This is a genomic window from Bacillus sp. SDLI1 (assembly GCF_001553895.1).
GTDB lineage: Bacteria > Bacillota > Bacilli > Bacillales > Bacillaceae > Bacillus > Bacillus siamensis.
Window position 1 is genome coordinate 539,338 of record NZ_CP013950.1, and the last position, 19,352, is coordinate 558,689.

The 19,352-nt window shown below is 46.4% G+C and carries 18 protein-coding genes; all 18 read right to left on the bottom strand.

All coding sequences use genetic code 11. The features are described from left to right. Nucleotides 1-9 precede the first annotated feature (9 nt). Nucleotides 10-279, bottom strand: a complete 270-nt coding sequence (rpsO, locus tag AUL54_RS02280) for a 30S ribosomal protein S15 (RefSeq protein ID WP_003154182.1) — start codon at nt 277-279, stop codon at nt 10-12. Between the two features lie 165 nt (nt 280-444). After that, on the bottom strand, nt 445-1,386 hold the full coding sequence (gene ribF, locus AUL54_RS02285; protein WP_060962773.1) for a bifunctional riboflavin kinase/FAD synthetase: 942 nt from the start codon (nt 1,384-1,386) through the stop codon (nt 445-447). A 19-nt stretch (nt 1,387-1,405) separates the two neighbouring features. Beyond that, nucleotides 1,406-2,335: a tRNA pseudouridine(55) synthase TruB gene (gene truB / locus AUL54_RS02290; RefSeq protein WP_060962774.1), complete on the bottom strand. Its 930-nt coding sequence runs from the start codon at nt 2,333-2,335 to the stop codon at nt 1,406-1,408. An 83-nt stretch (nt 2,336-2,418) separates the two neighbouring features. After that, complete coding sequence (rbfA, locus tag AUL54_RS02295) at nt 2,419-2,772, bottom strand: 30S ribosome-binding factor RbfA (protein ID WP_003154185.1); 354 nt, start codon at nt 2,770-2,772, stop codon at nt 2,419-2,421. A gap of 16 nt (nt 2,773-2,788) precedes the next feature. Further along, nucleotides 2,789-3,067, bottom strand: a complete 279-nt coding sequence (locus tag AUL54_RS02300; protein ID WP_016936087.1) for a DUF503 domain-containing protein — start codon at nt 3,065-3,067, stop codon at nt 2,789-2,791. Then, nucleotides 3,064-5,217, bottom strand: coding sequence for a translation initiation factor IF-2 (gene infB, locus AUL54_RS02305; protein ID WP_047474957.1), 2,154 nt, complete (start codon nt 5,215-5,217; stop codon nt 3,064-3,066). The genes AUL54_RS02300 and infB overlap by 4 nt, the downstream gene beginning before the upstream one ends. A 19-nt stretch (nt 5,218-5,236) precedes the next feature. Then, entirely contained in the window at nt 5,237-5,539 is a 303-nt protein-coding gene (locus AUL54_RS02310; protein WP_003154192.1) for a YlxQ family RNA-binding protein, read from the bottom strand. A 1-nt stretch (nt 5,540) separates the two neighbouring features. Beyond that, complete coding sequence (rulR, locus tag AUL54_RS02315; protein ID WP_003154193.1) at nt 5,541-5,816, bottom strand: RNase P modulator RnpM; 276 nt, start codon at nt 5,814-5,816, stop codon at nt 5,541-5,543. Between the two features lie 13 nt (nt 5,817-5,829). Beyond that, entirely contained in the window at nt 5,830-6,951 is a 1,122-nt protein-coding gene (nusA, locus tag AUL54_RS02320) for a transcription termination factor NusA (RefSeq protein WP_047474959.1), read from the bottom strand. A 39-nt stretch (nt 6,952-6,990) separates the two neighbouring features. Beyond that, on the bottom strand, nt 6,991-7,461 hold the full coding sequence (gene rimP / locus AUL54_RS02325; RefSeq protein WP_016936090.1) for a ribosome maturation factor RimP: 471 nt from the start codon (nt 7,459-7,461) through the stop codon (nt 6,991-6,993). Between the two features lie 240 nt (nt 7,462-7,701). Further along, nucleotides 7,702-12,015 (bottom strand): PolC-type DNA polymerase III, encoded by a 4,314-nt coding sequence (locus AUL54_RS02330; protein ID WP_060962775.1) that lies wholly within the window; start codon nt 12,013-12,015, stop codon nt 7,702-7,704. A 111-nt stretch (nt 12,016-12,126) separates the two neighbouring features. Continuing rightward, on the bottom strand, nt 12,127-13,821 hold the full coding sequence (locus tag AUL54_RS02335) for a proline--tRNA ligase (protein ID WP_060962776.1): 1,695 nt from the start codon (nt 13,819-13,821) through the stop codon (nt 12,127-12,129). A gap of 31 nt (nt 13,822-13,852) precedes the next feature. Beyond that, nucleotides 13,853-15,121 carry an RIP metalloprotease RseP gene (gene rseP, locus AUL54_RS02340; RefSeq protein ID WP_095240712.1) on the bottom strand — a complete coding sequence of 423 codons (1,269 nt, stop codon included), beginning with the start codon at nt 15,119-15,121 and terminating at the stop codon, nt 13,853-13,855. A 6-nt stretch (nt 15,122-15,127) separates the two neighbouring features. Next, nucleotides 15,128-16,279: a 1-deoxy-D-xylulose-5-phosphate reductoisomerase gene (dxr, locus tag AUL54_RS02345; protein ID WP_060962777.1), complete on the bottom strand. Its 1,152-nt coding sequence runs from the start codon at nt 16,277-16,279 to the stop codon at nt 15,128-15,130. Nucleotides 16,280-16,334: 55 nt separating this feature from the next. Further along, nucleotides 16,335-17,132 (bottom strand): phosphatidate cytidylyltransferase, encoded by a 798-nt coding sequence (locus tag AUL54_RS02350; RefSeq protein WP_016936095.1) that lies wholly within the window; start codon nt 17,130-17,132, stop codon nt 16,335-16,337. Nucleotides 17,133-17,135: 3 nt separating this feature from the next. Next, nucleotides 17,136-17,918, bottom strand: coding sequence for an undecaprenyl pyrophosphate synthase (locus AUL54_RS02355; protein WP_060962778.1), 783 nt, complete (start codon nt 17,916-17,918; stop codon nt 17,136-17,138). A 125-nt stretch (nt 17,919-18,043) separates the two neighbouring features. Next, complete coding sequence (gene frr / locus AUL54_RS02360; RefSeq protein WP_016936097.1) at nt 18,044-18,601, bottom strand: ribosome recycling factor; 558 nt, start codon at nt 18,599-18,601, stop codon at nt 18,044-18,046. Between the two features lie 2 nt (nt 18,602-18,603). Beyond that, on the bottom strand, nt 18,604-19,326 hold the full coding sequence (gene pyrH, locus AUL54_RS02365) for a UMP kinase (protein ID WP_003154213.1): 723 nt from the start codon (nt 19,324-19,326) through the stop codon (nt 18,604-18,606). Nucleotides 19,327-19,352: the final 26 nt, after the last annotated feature.

A 19,352-nucleotide genomic window follows, 5' to 3' on the forward strand; every position in this document is an offset into this window, starting at 1 on the left:
TTTTTACGATTATCGACGTAAGCCTAGTTTGTTAATTAACTCACGGTAACGAGTTACGTCTTTATTACGCAGATACGTAAGAAGATTACGACGTTTACCTACCATTTTAAGAAGACCGCGACGTGAGTGGTGATCTTTCTTGTGAGTACGTAAATGCTCGTTCAAGTTGTTAATTGAGTCTGTTAGGATAGCGATCTGAACTTCTGGAGATCCAGTATCAGATTCGTGTGTTTTGAACTCACTGATGAGTTGATTTTTACGCTCTTGAGTAATTGCCATCCTGTTTCACCTCCATATCATAATTAGCCCCAGTTACCTAGCAACCGTCGGTGACTTCGGATTGCCAAGCAATGGTTTTAAGACTACGAAACATATAATACTAAAAATCGCGCCCATATGCAAATCTTTTAGAATAAAATTTGTGTACTTTTGATGTTTTTTCCGTTATTTGCTGAAAAAACGGATCGCTTCTTGTTTGTCTTTCTCAATCTGAGCCGTCAGTTCGTCGATGCCGTTAAACTTCCGTTCGCTCCGGATGCGTTTATACCACTCGATTTTAACGTCTTCTCCGTATACATCCTGTTGAAAATCAAATAAATGAACTTCAATTGACGGCTGATCGGGACGCTTTTCATAAAAGGTCGGTTTGTAGCCGATATTGCAGACGCCTTCATACACCCTGCCTTTTATTTCGGCCTTCACGGCATACACGCCTGTCGGCGGCACGATATAACTGTTGTGCAGACCGATATTCGCCGTCGGAAAGCCGATGGTGCGGCCTCTTTTGTCTCCGTGGATCACAGTGCCCCTGATAAAATACGGCTGGCCGAGGAGCGTGTGTGCCAGCTCCACGTCGCCATCCTGCAGCGCTGACCGGATATAAGTGGAGCTGATCTTTCTGTCCTGCTCGGTCTGTTTTTCGACAGTCGTGCATTCGGCCTTGCCGTCTAAATCGTCCGGCAGCGTAGCCATCGTGCCTTTTCCGTATTTTCCGTACGTAAAATCAAAGCCTCCCACCGCGTGCCGGGCGTTCAATCCTAAAATATACTCCTCGGCAAACTGTTTTGGAGAAAGAGCCGCAAACGATTCATCAAACTTTACGATATACAGCACATCAGCGCCTAAACGGCTGATCTGGCTGATTTTATCTTCAAGCGGCGTAATCAGATCCTTTGGCTCTTTGTCCCTGCCCAGAACATGGGAGGGGTGCGGATGAAACGTCATAACGGCAAGCGACAGGTTTTTTTCTTCGGCAATTCGTCTGGCTGTTCCGATTACTTTCCGATGTCCCAAATGAACGCCGTCAAAGTAGCCGAGGGCCATGACAGACGCCGGCTGCTCTTCTTTTTGTAAATGATGCGGATGAGAAATATGTATCGTCTTCACAGAACGGTCACCTTTTTTCTTATTGTTCGCTTTTTTGCATCAGCACTTTAGCCGGTTTCAGCAGTCCGTGTTTTGAAGGGTGCGGCATATAAATGGCCACACATTCTCCGGCTTCGGTACAGACAGCTATACGGGCGTCAGCTGTCATTGCAGAAAATTCCGCCGGTATGTCAAACACTGACCCGTTTTCAGCTTTCTTAGCTAATGTATCACTTATGACCCATTTCGGCAAATGATTGAGCGCTCTTTCGATAGGCACCGCATGCTCTGCAACCGTGCCGGCTGAAACCTGCTGCTCAAGCTCCTCAAACGTAAAACACTCATCCAGGCTGAAATCGCCGGAAGCGGTGCGGATGAGGTGGGACATATGAGCGGGATAGCCAAGCTTTTCACCGATTGTCACCGCCAATGTTCTGACGTAAGTGCCTTTTGAGCACGTGACTGTGAAACGGAATGACGCTGTATCATCCTTATAAGTGACAGGTGAAGTAAGCGCGATATCCTCAATCGTGATATTCCGCTTCGGCCGCTCCACTTCAATACCGGCTCTGGCATATTCGTAGAGCTTTTTCCCGTTGATCTTTACCGCGGAATACATCGGCGGCACTTGTTCCTGCGGCCCCTTCAGTTCGTCTAAAACAGCTTTGATATCCGCTTCTTTTATCGGCTCCTTGACAGGTTTTACGCTGACGGTTTCCCCCGTCTGGTCTTCAGTCGATGTGGAGAAGCCGAGAGTGATCTCAGCATCGTACGTTTTTGATTTGTCGGTGACGTACTCAACAATCTTTGTGGCCCGTCCGACACAGATCGGCAGTACGCCTGACACTTCCGGATCAAGCGTTCCCGTATGCCCGACTTTCTTTGTTTTTAACAGTTTTCTTATTTTCATTACACAGTCGTGAGAAGTCATGCCGACCGGTTTATGTAAAAGGAGAACTCCGTTAACCATCTGTCTTTCGCTCCTTCGTTATCATTGTATCCCTGTAAAACGCAGAAAAGAGGACAGACGACAACGCCCATCCTCTTTTCCCGTTATTCAGACGGTTTATCTGAATGCAGTTCGTGAATCAGTGTTTCAATACGGTTGCCGTATTCAATTGATTCATCAAATTCAAATTCAAGCTCTGGCGTTTTGCGGAGTCTGATTCGGCTGCCGATTTCAGAACGGATAAATCCCTTCGCTTTCTCAAGCCCTTTCAGCGCCTCCTCTTTCTTTTTCTCTCCGCCGAGAACGGAGATATACACCTTCGCTATTTGCAAATCACCTGAAACACGTACGTCTGTTACAGTCAGAAATCCGATTCTCGGATCTTTCAGCTTTCGGCTGATAATATCTCCGAGCTCTTTTTTCATCTGTTCGCCGACACGGTTTGCTCTCATACTCAATTCAATCACCTCTAAGTTAAAACCACTCTGTTCTAGTGATCGTCCGTTCTATTTCGGGAAAGGAGTCAATAAACGCGAGTACGCGCTGAATCTCCTTTTCCGCCTGAACGTGAGAGGAGGAGACGACGGCGATTCCGAAGCTGGTCCTCTGCCAAGTGTCCTGATAGCCGATTTCTGCGGCCGACACGTTGAACTTATTCCGGACCCTCGTTATAATCCGCTTCAGAACGGCGCGTTTCTCCTTTAATGATCCCGCATCGTAAATGATGCATTCACATTCCGCAAATCCGATCACTTTCTTTCGATTTCCTGCATGACATACGCTTCAAGGATATCACCTTCGCGAATGTCATTGTATTTCTTAATTGTAATACCACATTCATATCCTTGTGAAACTTCTTTCACATCATCTTTGAAGCGTTTCAGAACGTCTACTTCCCCTTCGAAGATGACAACGCCGTCACGGATCAAGCGGAGTCCGCTGTCACGTGTAATGTGGCCGTCTGTTACATATCCGCCGGCAATCGTGCCGATTTTTGACACTTTGAATGTTTGGCGCACTTCAACCTGGCCGATGACTTTTTCTTCGTATTCTGGATCAAGCATTCCTTTCATCGCCGCTTCAATTTCTTCGATGACTTTGTAAATGATACGGTGAAGGCGGATATCTACATTTTCTGCTTCAGCCGTGCTCTTAGCATTTCCGTCTGGGCGCACATTAAACCCGATAACGATTGCATTTGAAGCAGATGCGAGAATGATGTCTGATTCCGTAATCGCACCGACGCCTGTGTGAATGATTTTCACTTTTACGCCTTCTACTTCAATTTTTTGAAGAGCGGCCGTTAATGCTTCTGCAGAACCTTGAACGTCCGCTTTTACAATTAAGTTGATGTCTTTGACATCGCCTTGTTTAATTTGTTCAAACAGATCATCGAGGCTCAGCTTCGCTTTGTCGCTGCGCTGTTCGTCTAATTGTTTGGAAGCGCGCGCTTCACCGACAGAACGGGCTGTTTTTTCGTCTTTAAAGACGAGGAATTGATCGCCAGCCTGCGGTACGTCGTTTAAGCCCGTGATTTCTACAGGTGTGGACGGTCCGGCTGTTTTCACGCGGCGGCCGAGATCATTGACCATGGCCCGCACGCGGCCGAATGTGTTTCCGACAACGATCGGATCTCCGACATGCAATGTTCCCGTTTGAACGAGAAGTGTCGCGACAGATCCTCTTCCTTTATCGAGCTCAGCTTCAATAACCGTTCCTTTTGCCTGACGGTTCGGATTGGCTTTCAGCTCTTCCACTTCACTGACAAGCAGAATCATTTCAACAAGCTCGTCAATTCCCTTGCCTGTAAGCGCGGACAGAGGAACGAAAATCGTTTCTCCTCCCCATGCTTCAGGTACGAGTCCGTATTCAGTCAGCTCCTGCATGACACGGTCAGGGTTCGCGCTCTCTTTATCCACTTTATTCACGGCAACGATAATCGGAACCTCAGCCGCTTTCGCATGGTTGATGGCTTCGACTGTTTGCGGCATAACGCCGTCATCGGCCGCTACGACTAAAATGGTAATATCGGTTACTTCCGCTCCGCGCGCGCGCATTGTTGTGAACGCCGCGTGTCCCGGTGTATCCAAGAACGTGATTTTTTTGCCGTTTTCTTCGATCTGGTAAGCCCCGATATGCTGGGTGATTCCGCCCGCTTCTCCTTCAACAACCTTTGTTTTTCTGATGCTGTCAAGAAGGGTCGTTTTCCCGTGGTCAACGTGGCCCATGATCGTCACGACAGGCGGACGGATTTGAAGATCTTCTTCTTTGTCAGCCTCTTCATACTTTTCAAGCTCAGTTTCTTCAAGCACAATCACTTCTTCTGTTTCCACACCGTATTCAGATGCGATCAGTTCGATTGTGTCTTTGTCAAGCTCCTGGTTAATCGTAGCCATTACGCCCAGAAGCATCAGTTTTTTAATGAGTTCAGACGGCTCTTTGCCAAGTTCCTCGGCTAAAGCTCCGACTGTTAAAGAGCCGGAAAACGTAATTTTCTCAGGAAGCTCTTTTTTCGGCTTCAGCGGTTTTTGCTGATACTGATTTTTGTTGTTATGATTGCGTTTGTTTTTGTTTTTGTTGTTGTTGTTATTCTTCTTGTTTTTGTTAAATTGATTATTCTGCACGTCATTCTTCTTTCCGTCTCGAATTTTGTTTGGTTGATTCCCAGCAGGCTGCTGATTAACCCCTTGCGGCTGCTTGTTTTTGTTCGTTTCCGCAGGCTTTTGAGATTTAACGCCGGCGCCGCCTTTTTTAAATTTCGCATCAAGCTGCTTAATGGTCTTTTCTTCAAGCGTTGCCATATGGTTATTTACTACTATATCCATGTTTTTCAGCGCAGTCAAAATTTCCTTACTTGAAACATTGATGGCTTTTGCATATTCGTATACTCTCATTTTAGCCATTCGTTCACCCCCAAAAATATTAATCGAGCAAGCTGATCAGCTTATTCGCAAAACCTTGGTCAGTGACGGCGACAACGACACGTGATTCCTTGCCGATAGAGCGGCCGAGATCCGCGCGGCTTTCGACTTTTTTATAAGGTACTTTATAATAATTGCATTTATCGGATACTTTTTTTGCAGTATTCGCAGATGCATCTTCTGTCAGCAGAACAAGTTTTGCACGCGCATTTCTAATTTCTTTTATAACCAAGTCCTCGCCCGACACGACCTTACGAGCTCGATTGGCCAGACCCAGCAAGGGAAACCATTCCATTCCAGACATGTTATTTTTTCACCTTTTCCGCCAGTTCCAGCAATTCTTCGAAAATCTGGTCATCGATTTGTGATTGAAATTGATTTTGCAATGTGTTTTTCTTTTTCGCAGCTAAGATGCATTCTTTCTCAAGGGTGATATAGGCACCCCGCCCGTTCTTCTTGCCTGTCGGATCGACTGAAATCTCTCCTTCTTTTGAACGGACAATTCGGATCAGTTCCTTTTTAGGCTTCATTTCCCCCGTTACCACACATTTACGCAGAGGAATTTTTTTTCGCTTATTCACCTAAAGTCACCTCTTATTCATCCGATTCGGCTGTTTCAGGCTCCATAAAGAGCGGCTCTAAATCGTCATCTTCTTCATGCTCTCTCGGATAGATGCCAAGTTCTCTTGCATCCGTTTCACTTTTGATATCAATTTTCCAGCCTGTCAGTTTCGCAGCTAAGCGGGCGTTTTGCCCTCTTTTTCCGATCGCCAGAGAAAGCTGGTAATCAGGAACAACGACAGTCGTGGCTTTTTCTTCTTCGTTGACGATGACATCCAGCACTTTAGATGGGCTGAGCGCATTGGCAACAAATTCAACCGGATCATCAGACCAGTTGACGATATCAATTTTTTCGCCTTTCAGTTCATTGACGATCGCCTGCACGCGCTGGCCTTTAGGACCGACGCATGAACCGACGGGATCAACGTCAGCATCATCAGTGCGGACAGAGATTTTAGATCGGTCGCCCGCTTCTCTGGCAACGGATTTCAGCTCGACCGTTCCGTCATAAATTTCCGGAACTTCGATTTCAAAAAGACGCTTCAACAGACCGGGATGCGTTCTTGATACATAGATCTGCGGCCCTTTTGTCGTTTTTTCGACTTTTGTGATAAATACTTTAATCCGATCGTGAGGTTTATAGCTCTCATTCGGCATTTGTTCGTTAACGGGCAGCAGCGCTTCAATCTTGCCGAGAGACACGTAAATAAATTTGCTGTCTAAGCGCTGAACAATTCCCGTCATGATGTCTTCTTCACGATCGATAAATTCTGAGTAAATCACGCCGCGCTCAGCCTCACGGACACGCTGCGTCACAACTTGTTTCGCCGTCTGCGCGGCAATGCGGCCGAAGTCTTTCGGCGTTACTTCTATTTCAACGACATCTCCGACAAGATAGTTCGGATGGATGTGCTGGGCGTCGTCAAGCGAGATTTCAAGCCTTGAATCGTATACCTCGTCTACGACATCTTTTCTTGCGAACACGCGGATGGTGCCCGTTTCACGGTTCAGATCAACCCGTACGTTTTGCGCCTGGTTAAAATTTCGCTTATACGCAGAAATTAAGGCAGCTTCAATTGCTTCGATGATAATGTCTTTACTGATGCCTTTTTCTTTTTCAAGAATCGTGAGGGCATCTAATAGTTCACTGCTCATGTTAGCGGTCTCCCCCCTTAAACACTAATACTTCATTCATTAAAATGTTACAGCTAATCTTGCGTTAGCTATTTTTTCATACGGAATATTGACCCGTTTCTTTCTTGTTTTAATCGTCATCTCTATTGTAGCAGTTTGTCCATCAAATTCAGCCAATTTGCCTTCAAACACTTTTAAACCGTCAATCGGTTCGTACGTTTTCATGTACACATTTTTGCCCAGTGATTTTTCGAAGTCGGCTTTTTTCTTTAATGGACGCTCGGCTCCAGGAGAAGATACTTCAAGAAAGTAGTTCTGAGTGATCGGATCGGCCTCATCCAGCTTTTCGCTTAACGCTTCGCTGACTTTGGCGCACTCCTCAATATCAACACCGTTATCGGAATCAATAAACACGCGAAGGAACCAGTTTTGACCCTCTTTGACAAATTCAATGTCTACGAGTTCAAGCTGAAGGTCATCCAGTATGGGCTGAGCCATTCCTTGAACGGTATCAGTCACTTTTTTGCTCATGTTTTTCCTCCTTGTGCTGTCGATATCATATCAGCCGTTCCTCTGCATAAAAACCCTGCTTCTAAAGAGCAGGGGCTTTGAGAAAACGATGGACATGTCGAGGCAAAATTGCCTGTTCAATACAAAAGAGCGGGTTTCCCCACTCTTTGCCTCGGTAATCGTTAGCATTTCCAATAAAACTATACCATAACCATATATTTAATGCAAATCAAACTCCGCTCAGACGGCTGTGCTCAAAGCTTAAAACAGAGACAGCTGATTTTGATCCGGGAGCGACTCCAGACAGCCGTGGCGGTCTAAATACTCTAAAATGGTTTTTGACACTTTTCCGCGTTTTTGAAGGTCCTCTTTTGAAAGGAACTCTCCTTCTTCCCGCGCTTTTACAATATTGAGAGCGGCATTGGTTCCAAGCCCCGGAATCGAGTTGAACGGCGGAATCAGACTGTTGCCGTCAATGATAAATTCCGAAGCGCTTGAACGGTATAGATCGACCTTCTGGAAAGAATAGCCGCGTTCACACATTTCAAGCGCAAGCTCTAACACGGTCAGGAGGTTTTTTTCCTTCGGCGAAGCATCAAGCCCTTTAGAGCTGATATCATCCATCACCGCTCTGATGGCAGTCGAGCCTTTAATCATCGTATCAATGTCAAAGTCATCTGCGCGCACAGTAAAATACGCAGCATAATATAAAAGCGCGTGATGTACTTTAAAGTATGCAATCCGCACCGCCATCAGCACGTATGCAGCGGCGTGGGCTTTCGGGAACATGTATTTGATTTTTTTGCATGAATCAATATACCAGTTCGGCACATTGTTCTTTTTCATTTCTTCTTCCCATTCCGGCGTCAGGCCTTTGCCTTTACGGACAAATTCCATGATCTTAAAGGCCAGTGAAGGCTCAAGGCCCTGATAAATCAAGTAAACCATAATGTCATCGCGGCAGCCGATCACTTCGCTCAGTTCACACGTATTGTTGTGTATCAGTTCCTGTGCATTGCCGAGCCATACGTCCGTTCCGTGGGAAAGCCCGGAAATCTGGACAAGCTCAGAGAACGTCGTCGGCTTTGTATCCTCAAGCATCTGCCGCACAAATCGCGTCCCGAATTCAGGAATGCCGAGCGTCCCCGTTTTACAGCCGATCTGTTCTTCAGTGACGCCGAGCGATTCTGTGCCTTGGAAAATCTTCATGACTTCCGGATCATCTGTCGGAATCGTCTTCGGATCAATTCCGCTTAAATCCTGAAGCATCCGGATGACTGTCGGATCATCGTGCCCCAATATATCAAGCTTCAGCAGGTTGTCATGAATGGAGTGGAAGTCAAAGTGAGTCGTTTTCCATTCAGACCCCGTCGCATCAGCAGGGAATTGAATCGGTGAAAAATCGTAAATATCCATGTAATCCGGCACAACGATAATGCCCCCAGGGTGCTGACCGGTCGTTCTCTTAACGCCGGTGCATCCCTGTACAAGGCGGTCGATTTCCGCGCCGCGCATATGAAGGTTGTGGTCACCCGCATAGCCTTTCACATATCCGTAAGCCGTCTTTTCCGCAACGGTGCCGATTGTTCCCGCGCGATAAACATTATCTTCCCCGAACAGCACTTTCGTGTAGTTATGGGCATGCGGCTGATATTCACCTGAGAAGTTCAAATCGATATCGGGTACTTTGTCACCTTTAAAGCCTAAGAACGTTTCAAACGGAATATCATGTCCGTCCTTTTTCAAAGGAGTGCCGCAAGACGGGCAGCTTTTATCCGGAAGGTCAAAACCGGAACCGACTGATCCGTCATTAAAGAATTCGGAATACCGGCAGCTCGGGCATACATAATGCGGAGCGAGCGGGTTCACTTCAGTAATTTCCGTTAAGGTCGCCACAAGTGATGAACCGACGGACCCACGGGAGCCGACGAGATAGCCGTCATCCAAAGACCGTTTGACAAGCTTATGTGAAATGAGATAAATAACGGCGAATCCGTGGCCGATGATGCTTTTTAATTCTTTTTCTATTCTCGCTTCAACAATTTCAGGAAGCTCCTCACCGTAAATGCTTCTCGCGCGCTGATAGCTCATTTCACGGATTTCTTCATCAGCACCCTCAATTTTCGGCGTGTACAGATCGTCTTTAATCGGCTTGATCTCTTCGATCATCGAAGCGACTTTCTGCGTATTATGAACTACGATTTCTTTCGCTTTTTCCGCACCCAGAAAAGAGAAAGCCTCCAGCATTTCATCTGTCGTTCTGAAGTGCACTTTTGGCAGTTCGTGCCTGTTTAACGGGTTGGCGCCGCCTTGGGAAGAAATTAAGATCTTCCGGTAAATTTTATCCTCATCGTTTAAATAGTGGACATTCCCCGTGGCAACGACCGGCTTATTCAATTTTTCCCCGAGCTTCGTAATGTTGGCGATGATTTCTTTCAGCGCTTTTTCATCCCGGACGAGCTCAAGCTGCAGCAGGTGTCTGTATACTTCCGGCGGCTGCACTTCAAGATAGTCATAGAATGATGCGATATCTTCAACCTCTTCAGGTGATTTTTGCATCATGCCTTCAAAAACCTCTCCCCTGTCACAGGCAGAGCCGATTAACAGGCCTTCTCTGTATTTATTAAGCTGTGACCTCGGAATGCGCGGCACTCTGTAGAAATATTGAATATGAGAAATCGACACGAGCTTAAACAGATTTTTCAGGCCGGTCTCATTTACGGCAAGCAATGTTGCGTGATAAGGTCTCGATCTTTGGTAAGCATTGGATTGTCCCATATTCTCATTCAGCTGATCATGATAAAAAATATCTTTTTCAGCCGCGTCTTTGAGCATTTTCAACAGCAGGTATCCCGTTGCTTCAGCGTCAAAGACCGCACGGTGATGCTGGGTTAATTCAATATCAAACTTTTTACATAACGTATTTAAGCGGTGATTTTTAAATTCAGGATACAGGAAACGCGCAAGTTCCAGCGTATCAATAACCGGATTTTTCGCTTTTTCCGTTTTCAGAAGGCGCTTGTACGCTACATTTAAAAATCCCATATCAAAGCTGGCGTTATGAGCCACAAGCACATCATCGCCGATCCATTCTTTAAAATCCCGGACGACGTCAACGACATCGGGAGCGTCGCGGACCATATCATCCGTAATCCCGGTAAGCTCTATCGTCGTTGCTGACAGCGGATGATGCGGATTGGCGAACGCTTCAAATTTATCAATGATTTCTCCGCCTCTTATTTTGACTGCGGCAAGCTCAATGATCGTGTCATACACCGCGGACAGACCTGTCGTTTCAACGTCAAAGACGACATATGTGTCCTCTTCCAGGAGACGGTGAGCGGGATTGTATGCGATCGGAACGCCGTCATCTACGATATTGGCTTCCATTCCGTAAATCATTTTAATACCGTGTTTTTTCGCGGCGGAATAGGCATCCGGGAAGGACTGCACAACGGCATGATCAGTTAAGGCAATCGCTTCATGCCCCCATTTTTTCGCCTGTTCGACAAGCTTTCCGATTCCCGTTACAGCGTCCATTTGACTCATCGGGGAATGCAGATGAAGCTCTACCCGCTTTTCGCCTTCAGGAGCGGTGTCTTCACGGGTTTCGGCTTTTATTTCATTTACGTCATTTGCAATCATGACGAGGTCTCTGACGAATGTATCGTTTTGGATGCTTCCCCGCGCTTTCACCCACATGCCCTTTTTCAGTGTTTTCATCAGGGCGGCGTCTTCTTTTTCTCTTGCAAACATTTTTACTAAAATACTGTTTGTATAGTCGGTGATTTTGAAAATGCAGAGCGTGCGTCCGCTTTTCAGCTCGCGTGTTTCAGCATCAAACACATATCCCTGCACCGTAATTCTTCTTTCTTCATCCATGATGCTGTCAAGCGTCCGGATTTCTTCGTTCTCTTTAATTTGATAGCCGATGACAAGCGGTCCGGACGGCGCTTGATCCTCATCGCCCTCTTTTTCCTTCTTCTCCATTTCGATAAGCGCCTGCATCGCCCGTTCCTGATCTTCAGCAAGCTTTTGCTCGCGGAATTTCTGGACTTCTTGGTCAGACACGAAAGTTTCGGTATCCAGCTGCAGTTCCGGAAAACCGAATTGACGATAGCTGTGCTGAATCAGAGCGCTGTATTTATTTTTGAGCGCCGATGCTTCTGTATCTGTTTTTGTTTTCACGATCAGCTTGTTTCCCTTGAGCTTCGGTTTCTGCTGATTCAAAAGTGCCACCATCGGCGGCGAGGTTCCTTCAAGCTCTTCGATACAGCGTGTCCAATAATCCTGTACAAGCTCCTCTGACACTCTAGGATCAATGACTTGAATGGACGACGTGACCCGGGCGATGTGAGCAAACGATTGTGTTAATCTCATCATGAATGAGTCATATATTTGATACGGCAAAAGAGCCTTAAAGCGAAATTGAAAGTGCCAGGCCTTTTCTGCTTTATGGATTGTCAGTTTATCAATCTCTCCGTCTTCAAAGTATGTCATGAAGGTATCATCTGTCATATTAAGCTGCTGAAGAAGAATCTGAAACTGTCTTCTGTTTACTGATAACTGTTCCATTCAGACAGTATCCCTCCCTTAAAACATCATAAGTGAAGGTACCTCCGCAGGTGATGAGGTACCTTCTTTTTTCTCTATTTTAACATGATTTTGTACGATTCGTTATGGTGATTACTTCGTCTTGATAAATTCAGAAAGCTCATCCACTGAAACTTCGGCAGATTCACCGGTTTTGCGGATTTTCACTTCTACGATGCCTTCATCTGCACGTTTACCGACAGTGATGCGGATCGGAAGGCCGATCAGGTCAGAGTCAGCAAATTTCACGCCTGCGCGTTCAGCGCGGTCATCGTATAACACTTCATAACCTTCGGCTTGGAATTTACCGTATAGCTGCTCGGCAAGCTCTTTTTGCGCTTCGTTTTTCATATTCAGCGCCAAAATATGAAGATCATACGGAGCAACGCTTTTCGGCCATATCAGGCCTTTTTCGTCGTGGTGCTGTTCGGCGATTGCTGAAAGCGTTCTTGATACGCCGATTCCGTAACATCCCATCAGCATCGGCTGCGCACGCCCGTTTTCATCAAGGTATGTCGCATTCATCGCTTCAGAGTAACGCGTACCGAGCTTAAAGACTTGTCCGACCTCAATTCCTTCAGCGAAACGGATCGTGCCTTTTCCGTCAGGTGACGGATCGCCTTCCTGAATGATTCGAAGATCGGCATATGCTTTTACGGACGCATCGCGTTCGATGTTTACGTTTCGGTAATGGCGGTCTTTTTCATTCGCGCCGCTTACGGCGTTTACCATGACTTTCACAGCCTGGTCGGCATAAATCTCAATGTCGCCGGCAGCGCCGATCGGCCCCGCAAATCCCGGCTCCGTGCCAAGCTTCTCCGCTACCTCTTCATGAGACGCAAGCTCAACCGCTTCTGCGTTCAGAAGGTTTTTCACTTTTACGTCATTGACCTCATGATCGCCTCTTACTAACACGAGAACAAACCGGTCATCCGCTTTAAACAGCATGGATTTGATGCATGCGCTCGGTTCAATCTGAAGGAAAGAAGCCAGCTCTTCAATGCTTTTAACATTCGGCGTATCAATTTTCTCCAGCGCCTCGGGTTTTTCATTGGAAGGCTCGCTTTTCATGACAACTTCGGCCATTTCCGTGTTGGCTGCGTAAGAGGATTCATCGGAATAAGCGATGGTGTCTTCCCCTATTTCGGAAAGAGCCATAAATTCATGCGTGTCTTTTCCGCCCATTGCGCCTGAGTCAGCGATAACGGGACGGACGTTTAATTCGCACCGTGCGAAAATGCTGCTGTAAGCACCGTACATGTTTTGGTATGTTTCCTCCAGGCTTTCTTCAGAGGCATGGAAAGAATACGCATCTTTCATGATAAATTCGCGTCCCCGCAATAACCCGAAACGCGGGCGTTTCTCATCTCTGAATTTAGACTGGATCTGGTAAAGAGTGAGCGGCAGACGCTTATAAGATTTCACCTCGTCGCGCACGAGAGAAGTAATGACTTCTTCATGTGTCGCGCCTAAAGCAAATTCACGGCCGTGACGGTCTTTCAGACGCATCAATTCAGGCCCGTACGTATACCATCTGCCTGATTCCTGCCATGTTTCAGCCTGCTGAAGGGCCGGCATCAGCATTTCGACCGCGTTGATTTTTTCCATTTCTTCACGCACGATCTTCTGAATGTTTTGAATGACCCTGTAAGCAAGGGGCATGTAGCTGTAAACCCCGCTCGTATTTTGTCTGATAAATCCCGCTCTCAGCAGAAGCTTATGGCTTTTTGCTTCAGCATCAGCCGGCACTTCTCTCAGGGTCGGAATAAGCGTCAAACTTTGTCTCATGTCTTCGCACCTCTGATTTTTTACTAGTCAATTATAAGAATAAACGCTGGATATCGTTCCATGTGACAACCAGCATAAGAAGCATTAAGAAAGCTACGCCGATAAATACGACAAATGCTTCCTTGTCACGGTTAATCGGCTTACCGCGGATTGCTTCAATGAATAAAAACAGCAGCCGTCCGCCGTCAAGCGCCGGGATCGGCAGCAGGTTGACGATTCCAAGGTTGATGCTTAAAAATGCCGCAAACTGGAATAGATTGATGATGCCGGTTTTTGCAACCTGATCCGTCATATCATAAATCCCCACAGGACCCGAAAGCATATCAAGCTTAAACTGGCCTGTCACGATTTTGCTTAAGTTGGTCAGGATCGCCTTTGTGACATCAACCGTAGATGTCGCGCCGTAAGCGATCGCTGCGAACGCGCCTTTTTCAGTCGGCGCATAAGAGCCGAAGCGGCCGATTGTTTTTTTGTTTTCATCTTTTACGGCTTCAGGAGTAACCGAGATATGAAACGATTTGCCGTCCCGCTTGACGGCGACATCGATTTTTTTCCCGGGATTGTCTTTTACCGCTGTCACGATGTCAGTCCATGACCGCATTTTTTCACCGTTAATGCTCTGTATATAGTCGCCTTCTTGTAAACCGGCAGCCGCAGCACGTCCATTGTCTGTCAGCTTCCCGAGCTCAGGCTGATTCGAAGGCACACCCTGAATAAATCCAAGCATGACGAGAATGACATACGCTAAGATGAAGTTCATAATCGGACCGGCAGCAATCGCCTTAATCCGCTGCCATACGGGTTTTGACCCGAATTGACGGTTGTAAGGCGCAATCTGCACTTCTTCTCCGTCTACGATGAAAAAAGAGGTCTGGCTGACAGTAAAGGCCGCCAGCTCATCTTCTTTCCCCTGCTCGTACCCGGTAATCTTCATTTCGTGCTCAAGATCAGCCGTCTCTACCTCGATAATTAAAGCGTCGGGGTATTTTTCCTTTTGATTAATGATGACTTTTTCCACTTCGTCGTCTTTATTAAAAAGAAGACCGACGGTATAACCCGGTTTGACTTCAATCATCTCCGGATCTTCACCGGCCATGCGGACGAACCCGCCGACCGGAAGAAGCCTGATCGTATACACGGTTTCATTCTTTTTAAATGAGAAGATTTTGGGCCCAAAGCCGATCGCAAACTCACGGCAAAGGATTCCCGCTCTTTGGGCGAGCAGTAAATGCCCCAGCTCATGGAAGAAAACGAGCGTTCCGAAAATAATAATAAACGCGATAACTGTATTCACGAACATACCACCTTATGTGAGTATTGAATTAACGTATCCCCGGGTGTCTTTGTCCACTTCTTGGATATCCGCAAGACTCGGATCCTGAATTACGCTGTGGCGGTTCAATGCTTTTTCAATCAGATCCTCAATCGTTAAGAACGAAATCCGTCCGTCAAGAAAAGCGGCAACTGCTTCTTCATTGGCCGCATTTAAAACCGTCGGCATCGTTCCCCCTATTTTACCTGATTCAAAGGCAAATTGTAAGCAGCGGAACCTTTCAAAGTCAGCTTTCGCAAAATGGAGGCTTCCGATCTCCCATAATTCAAGCCTTTTTGTTTCAGGCAGAGGCAGCCGGTCCGGATATGTCAGCGCGTATTGAATCGGCACCCTCATGTCCGGATTTCCGAGCTGGGCGATGACGCTTCTGTCGTGAAATTCAACCATCGAATGAATGATGCTCTCCTTATGTAAAACAACGTCAATCTGTTCATACGGAATGTCAAACAGCCAATGCGCTTCAATGACTTCAAGCCCTTTATTCATCATTGTAGCCGAGTCAATCGTAATCTTTGCGCCCATCGACCAGTTCGGGTGATTAAGGGCGTCGGCAATCGTTACAGATTCAAGCTCCTGCCGCGTTTTATCTCTGAAACTGCCGCCGGATGCTGTAATGATCAGACGCTCGATATTTTTGCTCTGCTCGCCTTGCAGCGCCTGAAAAATAGCGGAATGTTCGCTGTCGACCGGAAGAAGAGGAACGCCGTATTGTTTTGCGTGTCCTTTCACTATATGCCCGGCAGTGACGAGAGTTTCCTTATTTGCAAGCGCAATTGTTTTTTTCTGTTCAATCGCTTTCAAAGTCGGAATTAAACCGACGCTTCCGAGCAGCGCATTGACCACGATATCCACTTCATCCATGACTGCCGCTTCAATCAGGCCTTCTTCTCCGATGCCGATTTGACATTCATGAGGAAAAGATGCTTCTTTCACTTTTTGATATGTATCCATGTCGCCGACTGCTACATATTTCGGCTGAAACGTTCTGATCAACGGTATCGCTTTCTCGGCATTTTTACCGAAAGTCATCGAGACGAGACGGAATTGATCTTGATGCATGCGCAATACGTCTAACGTCTGCTCTCCTATTGATCCTGTTGCTCCTAAAAGACAAATATTCTTCAAAATGCCACTCCCATTCTATGCGTCCAGATCGGTCTTGTTTTCATATTAGCCTTTCTCATGAAAAAAGCGCAAGCAGAAAGTATAAGAACGGCATGACAAACAAAAAGCTGTCAAATCGATCTAAAATGCCGCCGTGCCCGGGAAGGATTTTTCCCGAATCCTTCACATCATAGTGCCGCTTAAGCGCTGATTCAACCAAATCCCCGATCTGTCCGAAAACAGACAGAACAAGTGTGATGACCAAAAGAATCGGGTATGAAATCGGAAGGTGCGCAAACAGTTGGAAAACAGCCGTAAAAATAAGAGCGATCGCAATACCGCCAAGAAACCCTTCCACCGTTTTGTTGGGACTGATTTCAGGCCACAGCTTCCGCTTCCCGAGCGACTTTCCGACGAAATATGCGCCCGAGTCTGTTGACCATATGACAACGCAGGCATAAAAGATATACAAAAGCCCGTTTGTTTCAATGTTTCTGATTTCAATAAAATAATGAAAACACAGTCCGATATATACCGTCGCGAGGACGATGAACCCGACTTCGTCAAACGTAAAGGTGTTTTTCACAAGCACCGTATAGCTGAGCAGTATCAGTACGGCGAAAATCGTCACTTCCATTTTCGCGTCAAAAAAATGATACTCATCCGGCATCATATACAGCCATAACAGCAAGAGGCTGATCAGCCCCGGAAAAGAAAAAAATCTGAGCTTTTTCATCCGCAAAAGCTCAAAAAGCGCTATACTTCCCATCACGTAAACAAATACGGTGAACGGCAATCCTCCGAAAATAACCAAAAATAAAAATAGTGCCGCTGCCAGAACACCCGTTAACAATCTTTGTTTCATTTCCACCATCCTCTAAATTCCGCCAAACCTCCGGCCCCGCTGCTGAAATTCTCCCACTGCCTGCAGAAAGTGATCTTCTTTAAAATCGGGCCACAGGACATCTGTAAAAACAAATTCACTGTAAGCCACCTGCCAAAGCATAAAATTGCTCAGTCTGATTTCTCCGCTCGTTCTGATAAGGAGCTCCGGGTCCTGAAGTGATTCTGTCATTAAATGCCCGGAAAAGAGCGTTTCATCAATGTCTTCGATATTCAGCGTGCCGCTTTTCACCTGTTCGGCCAATGCTTTTGCCGCATTGACGATTTCCGTGCGCCCGCCGTAGTTCAAAGCGAAATTGAGAATCAGCCCGTCATTTTGTTCTGTATCTTTTACGGCCTTCTCAATCGCCCTGTACGTATGAGAAGGGAGCGCAGATTCGTCTCCGATAATTTTCACCTGTACATTTTCCTCTATCAATTCAGGAAGGTACGTATTCAGAAACTCTTCCGGAAGCTTCATTAAAAAGTCGACTTCCATCTTCGGGCGCTTCCAGTTCTCCGTGGAAAACGCATAAAGCGTCAGAACTTTGACGCCGAGCTGATTTGCGAGCTTTGTCACCCTTTTTACCACTTTCATTCCTTCATGATGTCCGGCAATCCGCGGAAGTGAGCGTTTCTTCGCCCAGCGCCCGTTTCCGTCCATGATAATGGCGATGTGTGCGGGAATTTCACCCTTCAGTATGTCTTCTTTTGTATACCGTTCTAAGTTGGAAGCCGCATTCTGCTGATTCTTCCAATTTTTGAGTATGTTGAGCATGAGATTCCTCCGTCACCCAAAAAGGTTGCATTGCTGATGATCAATGTAATCAACAGTATTAACAAAAAAACCCCCTGTAAACATGAGAGGGTCTTTTCACATTATCTATTGTACATAGTTTTTCATTAAACTTCCATGATTTCTTTTTCTTTGTCCTTTGTGACACTGTCAATTTTTGACACATATTCATCTGTCAGCTTTTGAACGTCTTCACTGGAAGCACGAAGCTCGTCTTCTGTAATGTCTCCGTTTTTCTCAAGCTTCTTGAGTTCATCATTGCTGTCACGGCGGACATTACGGACTGCTACTTTCGCTTCTTCGGCATATTTTTTCACGACTTTGACAAGTTCTTTACGTCTTTCTTCCGTCAGAGCCGGGATCGCGATGCGGATAATTGTGCCGTCACTTGTCGGAGTTACGCCAAGATCAGCTTTCAGGATCGCTTTTTCAATATCGCCGATTGCTGTTTTGTCATACGGTGTGACAACAAGCATACGCGCTTCAGGCACATTGATGGAAGACAGCTGGTTTAAAGGTGTTTGGGCACCGTAGTATTCTACTGTCACTTTATCCAATAGAGACGGGTTGGCACGTCCCGCGCGGACTGACGCCAACTCCCGTGAATAAGCGGCAACCGCTTTTTCCATGCGTTCTTTTGTTTGTGTTAATACTTCGTTTGACAACGTTATTTCCCCCTTACGATCGTTCCGATTGATTCGCCGATTACGGCACGCTTAATATTTCCTTCTTCCATAATAGAAAAGACGATCAGCGGAATATCATTATCCATACATAGTGAAGAAGCCGTAGAATCCATGACTTCCAGCCCGTCTTTTAACACATCGAGATAAGATAATTTTTCGTATTTAACGGCTGACTCATCTTTTCTCGGATCAGCATTATACACACCGTCGACATTATTTTTCGCCATTAAGATCACATCCGCTTCGATTTCAGCGGCACGCAGCGCTGCGGTTGTGTCCGTAGAGAAATAAGGGTTTCCTGTTCCCGCCGCAAAAATCACAACGCGTTTTTTCTCCAGGTGGCGGATGGCTTTTCTTCTGATGTAAGGTTCAGCGACCTGACGCATTTCAATTGATGTCTGCACTCTGGACTGGATTCCGAGCGTTTCAAGACTGTCCTGCAGGGCAAGTGAGTTCATGACAGTGGCAAGCATGCCCATATAATCGGCAGTCGCACGGTCCATTCCTAAGTCACTGCCTGTTTTTCCGCGCCATAAGTTGCCGCCGCCTACGACTACGGCCACTTCGACGTCAAGCTCAGCGATTTCTTTTACCTGTTTAGCGATGGATTGGATAACAGTCGGATTAATCCCGTTTCCCTGTTCTCCTGCCAACGCTTCTCCGCTAAGCTTTAAAACGATACGATTGTATTTTGGTTTTTCCATAATAACCTCCAAGTGTAAACATTGCC

Excerpts from the sequence above, each read along its gene's own strand:
- AUL54_RS02330 (WP_060962775.1), bottom strand. The coding sequence starts at position 12,015 with ATGGAACAGTTATCAGTAAACAGAAGACAGTTTCAGATTCTTCTTCAG.
- rseP (WP_095240712.1), bottom strand. The coding sequence starts at position 15,121 with ATGTTCGTGAATACAGTTATCGCGTTTATTATTATTTTCGGAACGCTC.
- nusA (WP_047474959.1), bottom strand. The coding sequence starts at position 6,951 with ATGAGCAGTGAACTATTAGATGCCCTCACGATTCTTGAAAAAGAAAAA.
- pyrH (WP_003154213.1), bottom strand. The coding sequence starts at position 19,326 with ATGGAAAAACCAAAATACAATCGTATCGTTTTAAAGCTTAGCGGAGAA.
- AUL54_RS02335 (WP_060962776.1), bottom strand. The coding sequence starts at position 13,821 with ATGAGACAAAGTTTGACGCTTATTCCGACCCTGAGAGAAGTGCCGGCT.
- rpsO (WP_003154182.1), bottom strand. The coding sequence starts at position 279 with ATGGCAATTACTCAAGAGCGTAAAAATCAACTCATCAGTGAGTTCAAA.
- AUL54_RS02350 (WP_016936095.1), bottom strand. The coding sequence starts at position 17,132 with ATGGTGGAAATGAAACAAAGATTGTTAACGGGTGTTCTGGCAGCGGCA.
- truB (WP_060962774.1), bottom strand. The coding sequence starts at position 2,335 with ATGGTTAACGGAGTTCTCCTTTTACATAAACCGGTCGGCATGACTTCT.
- infB (WP_047474957.1), bottom strand. The coding sequence starts at position 5,217 with ATGGCTAAAATGAGAGTATACGAATATGCAAAAGCCATCAATGTTTCA.
- AUL54_RS02310 (WP_003154192.1), bottom strand. The coding sequence starts at position 5,539 with ATGTCTGGAATGGAATGGTTTCCCTTGCTGGGTCTGGCCAATCGAGCT.
- rimP (WP_016936090.1), bottom strand. The coding sequence starts at position 7,461 with ATGAGCAAAAAAGTGACTGATACCGTTCAAGGAATGGCTCAGCCCATA.
- AUL54_RS02355 (WP_060962778.1), bottom strand. The coding sequence starts at position 17,918 with ATGCTCAACATACTCAAAAATTGGAAGAATCAGCAGAATGCGGCTTCC.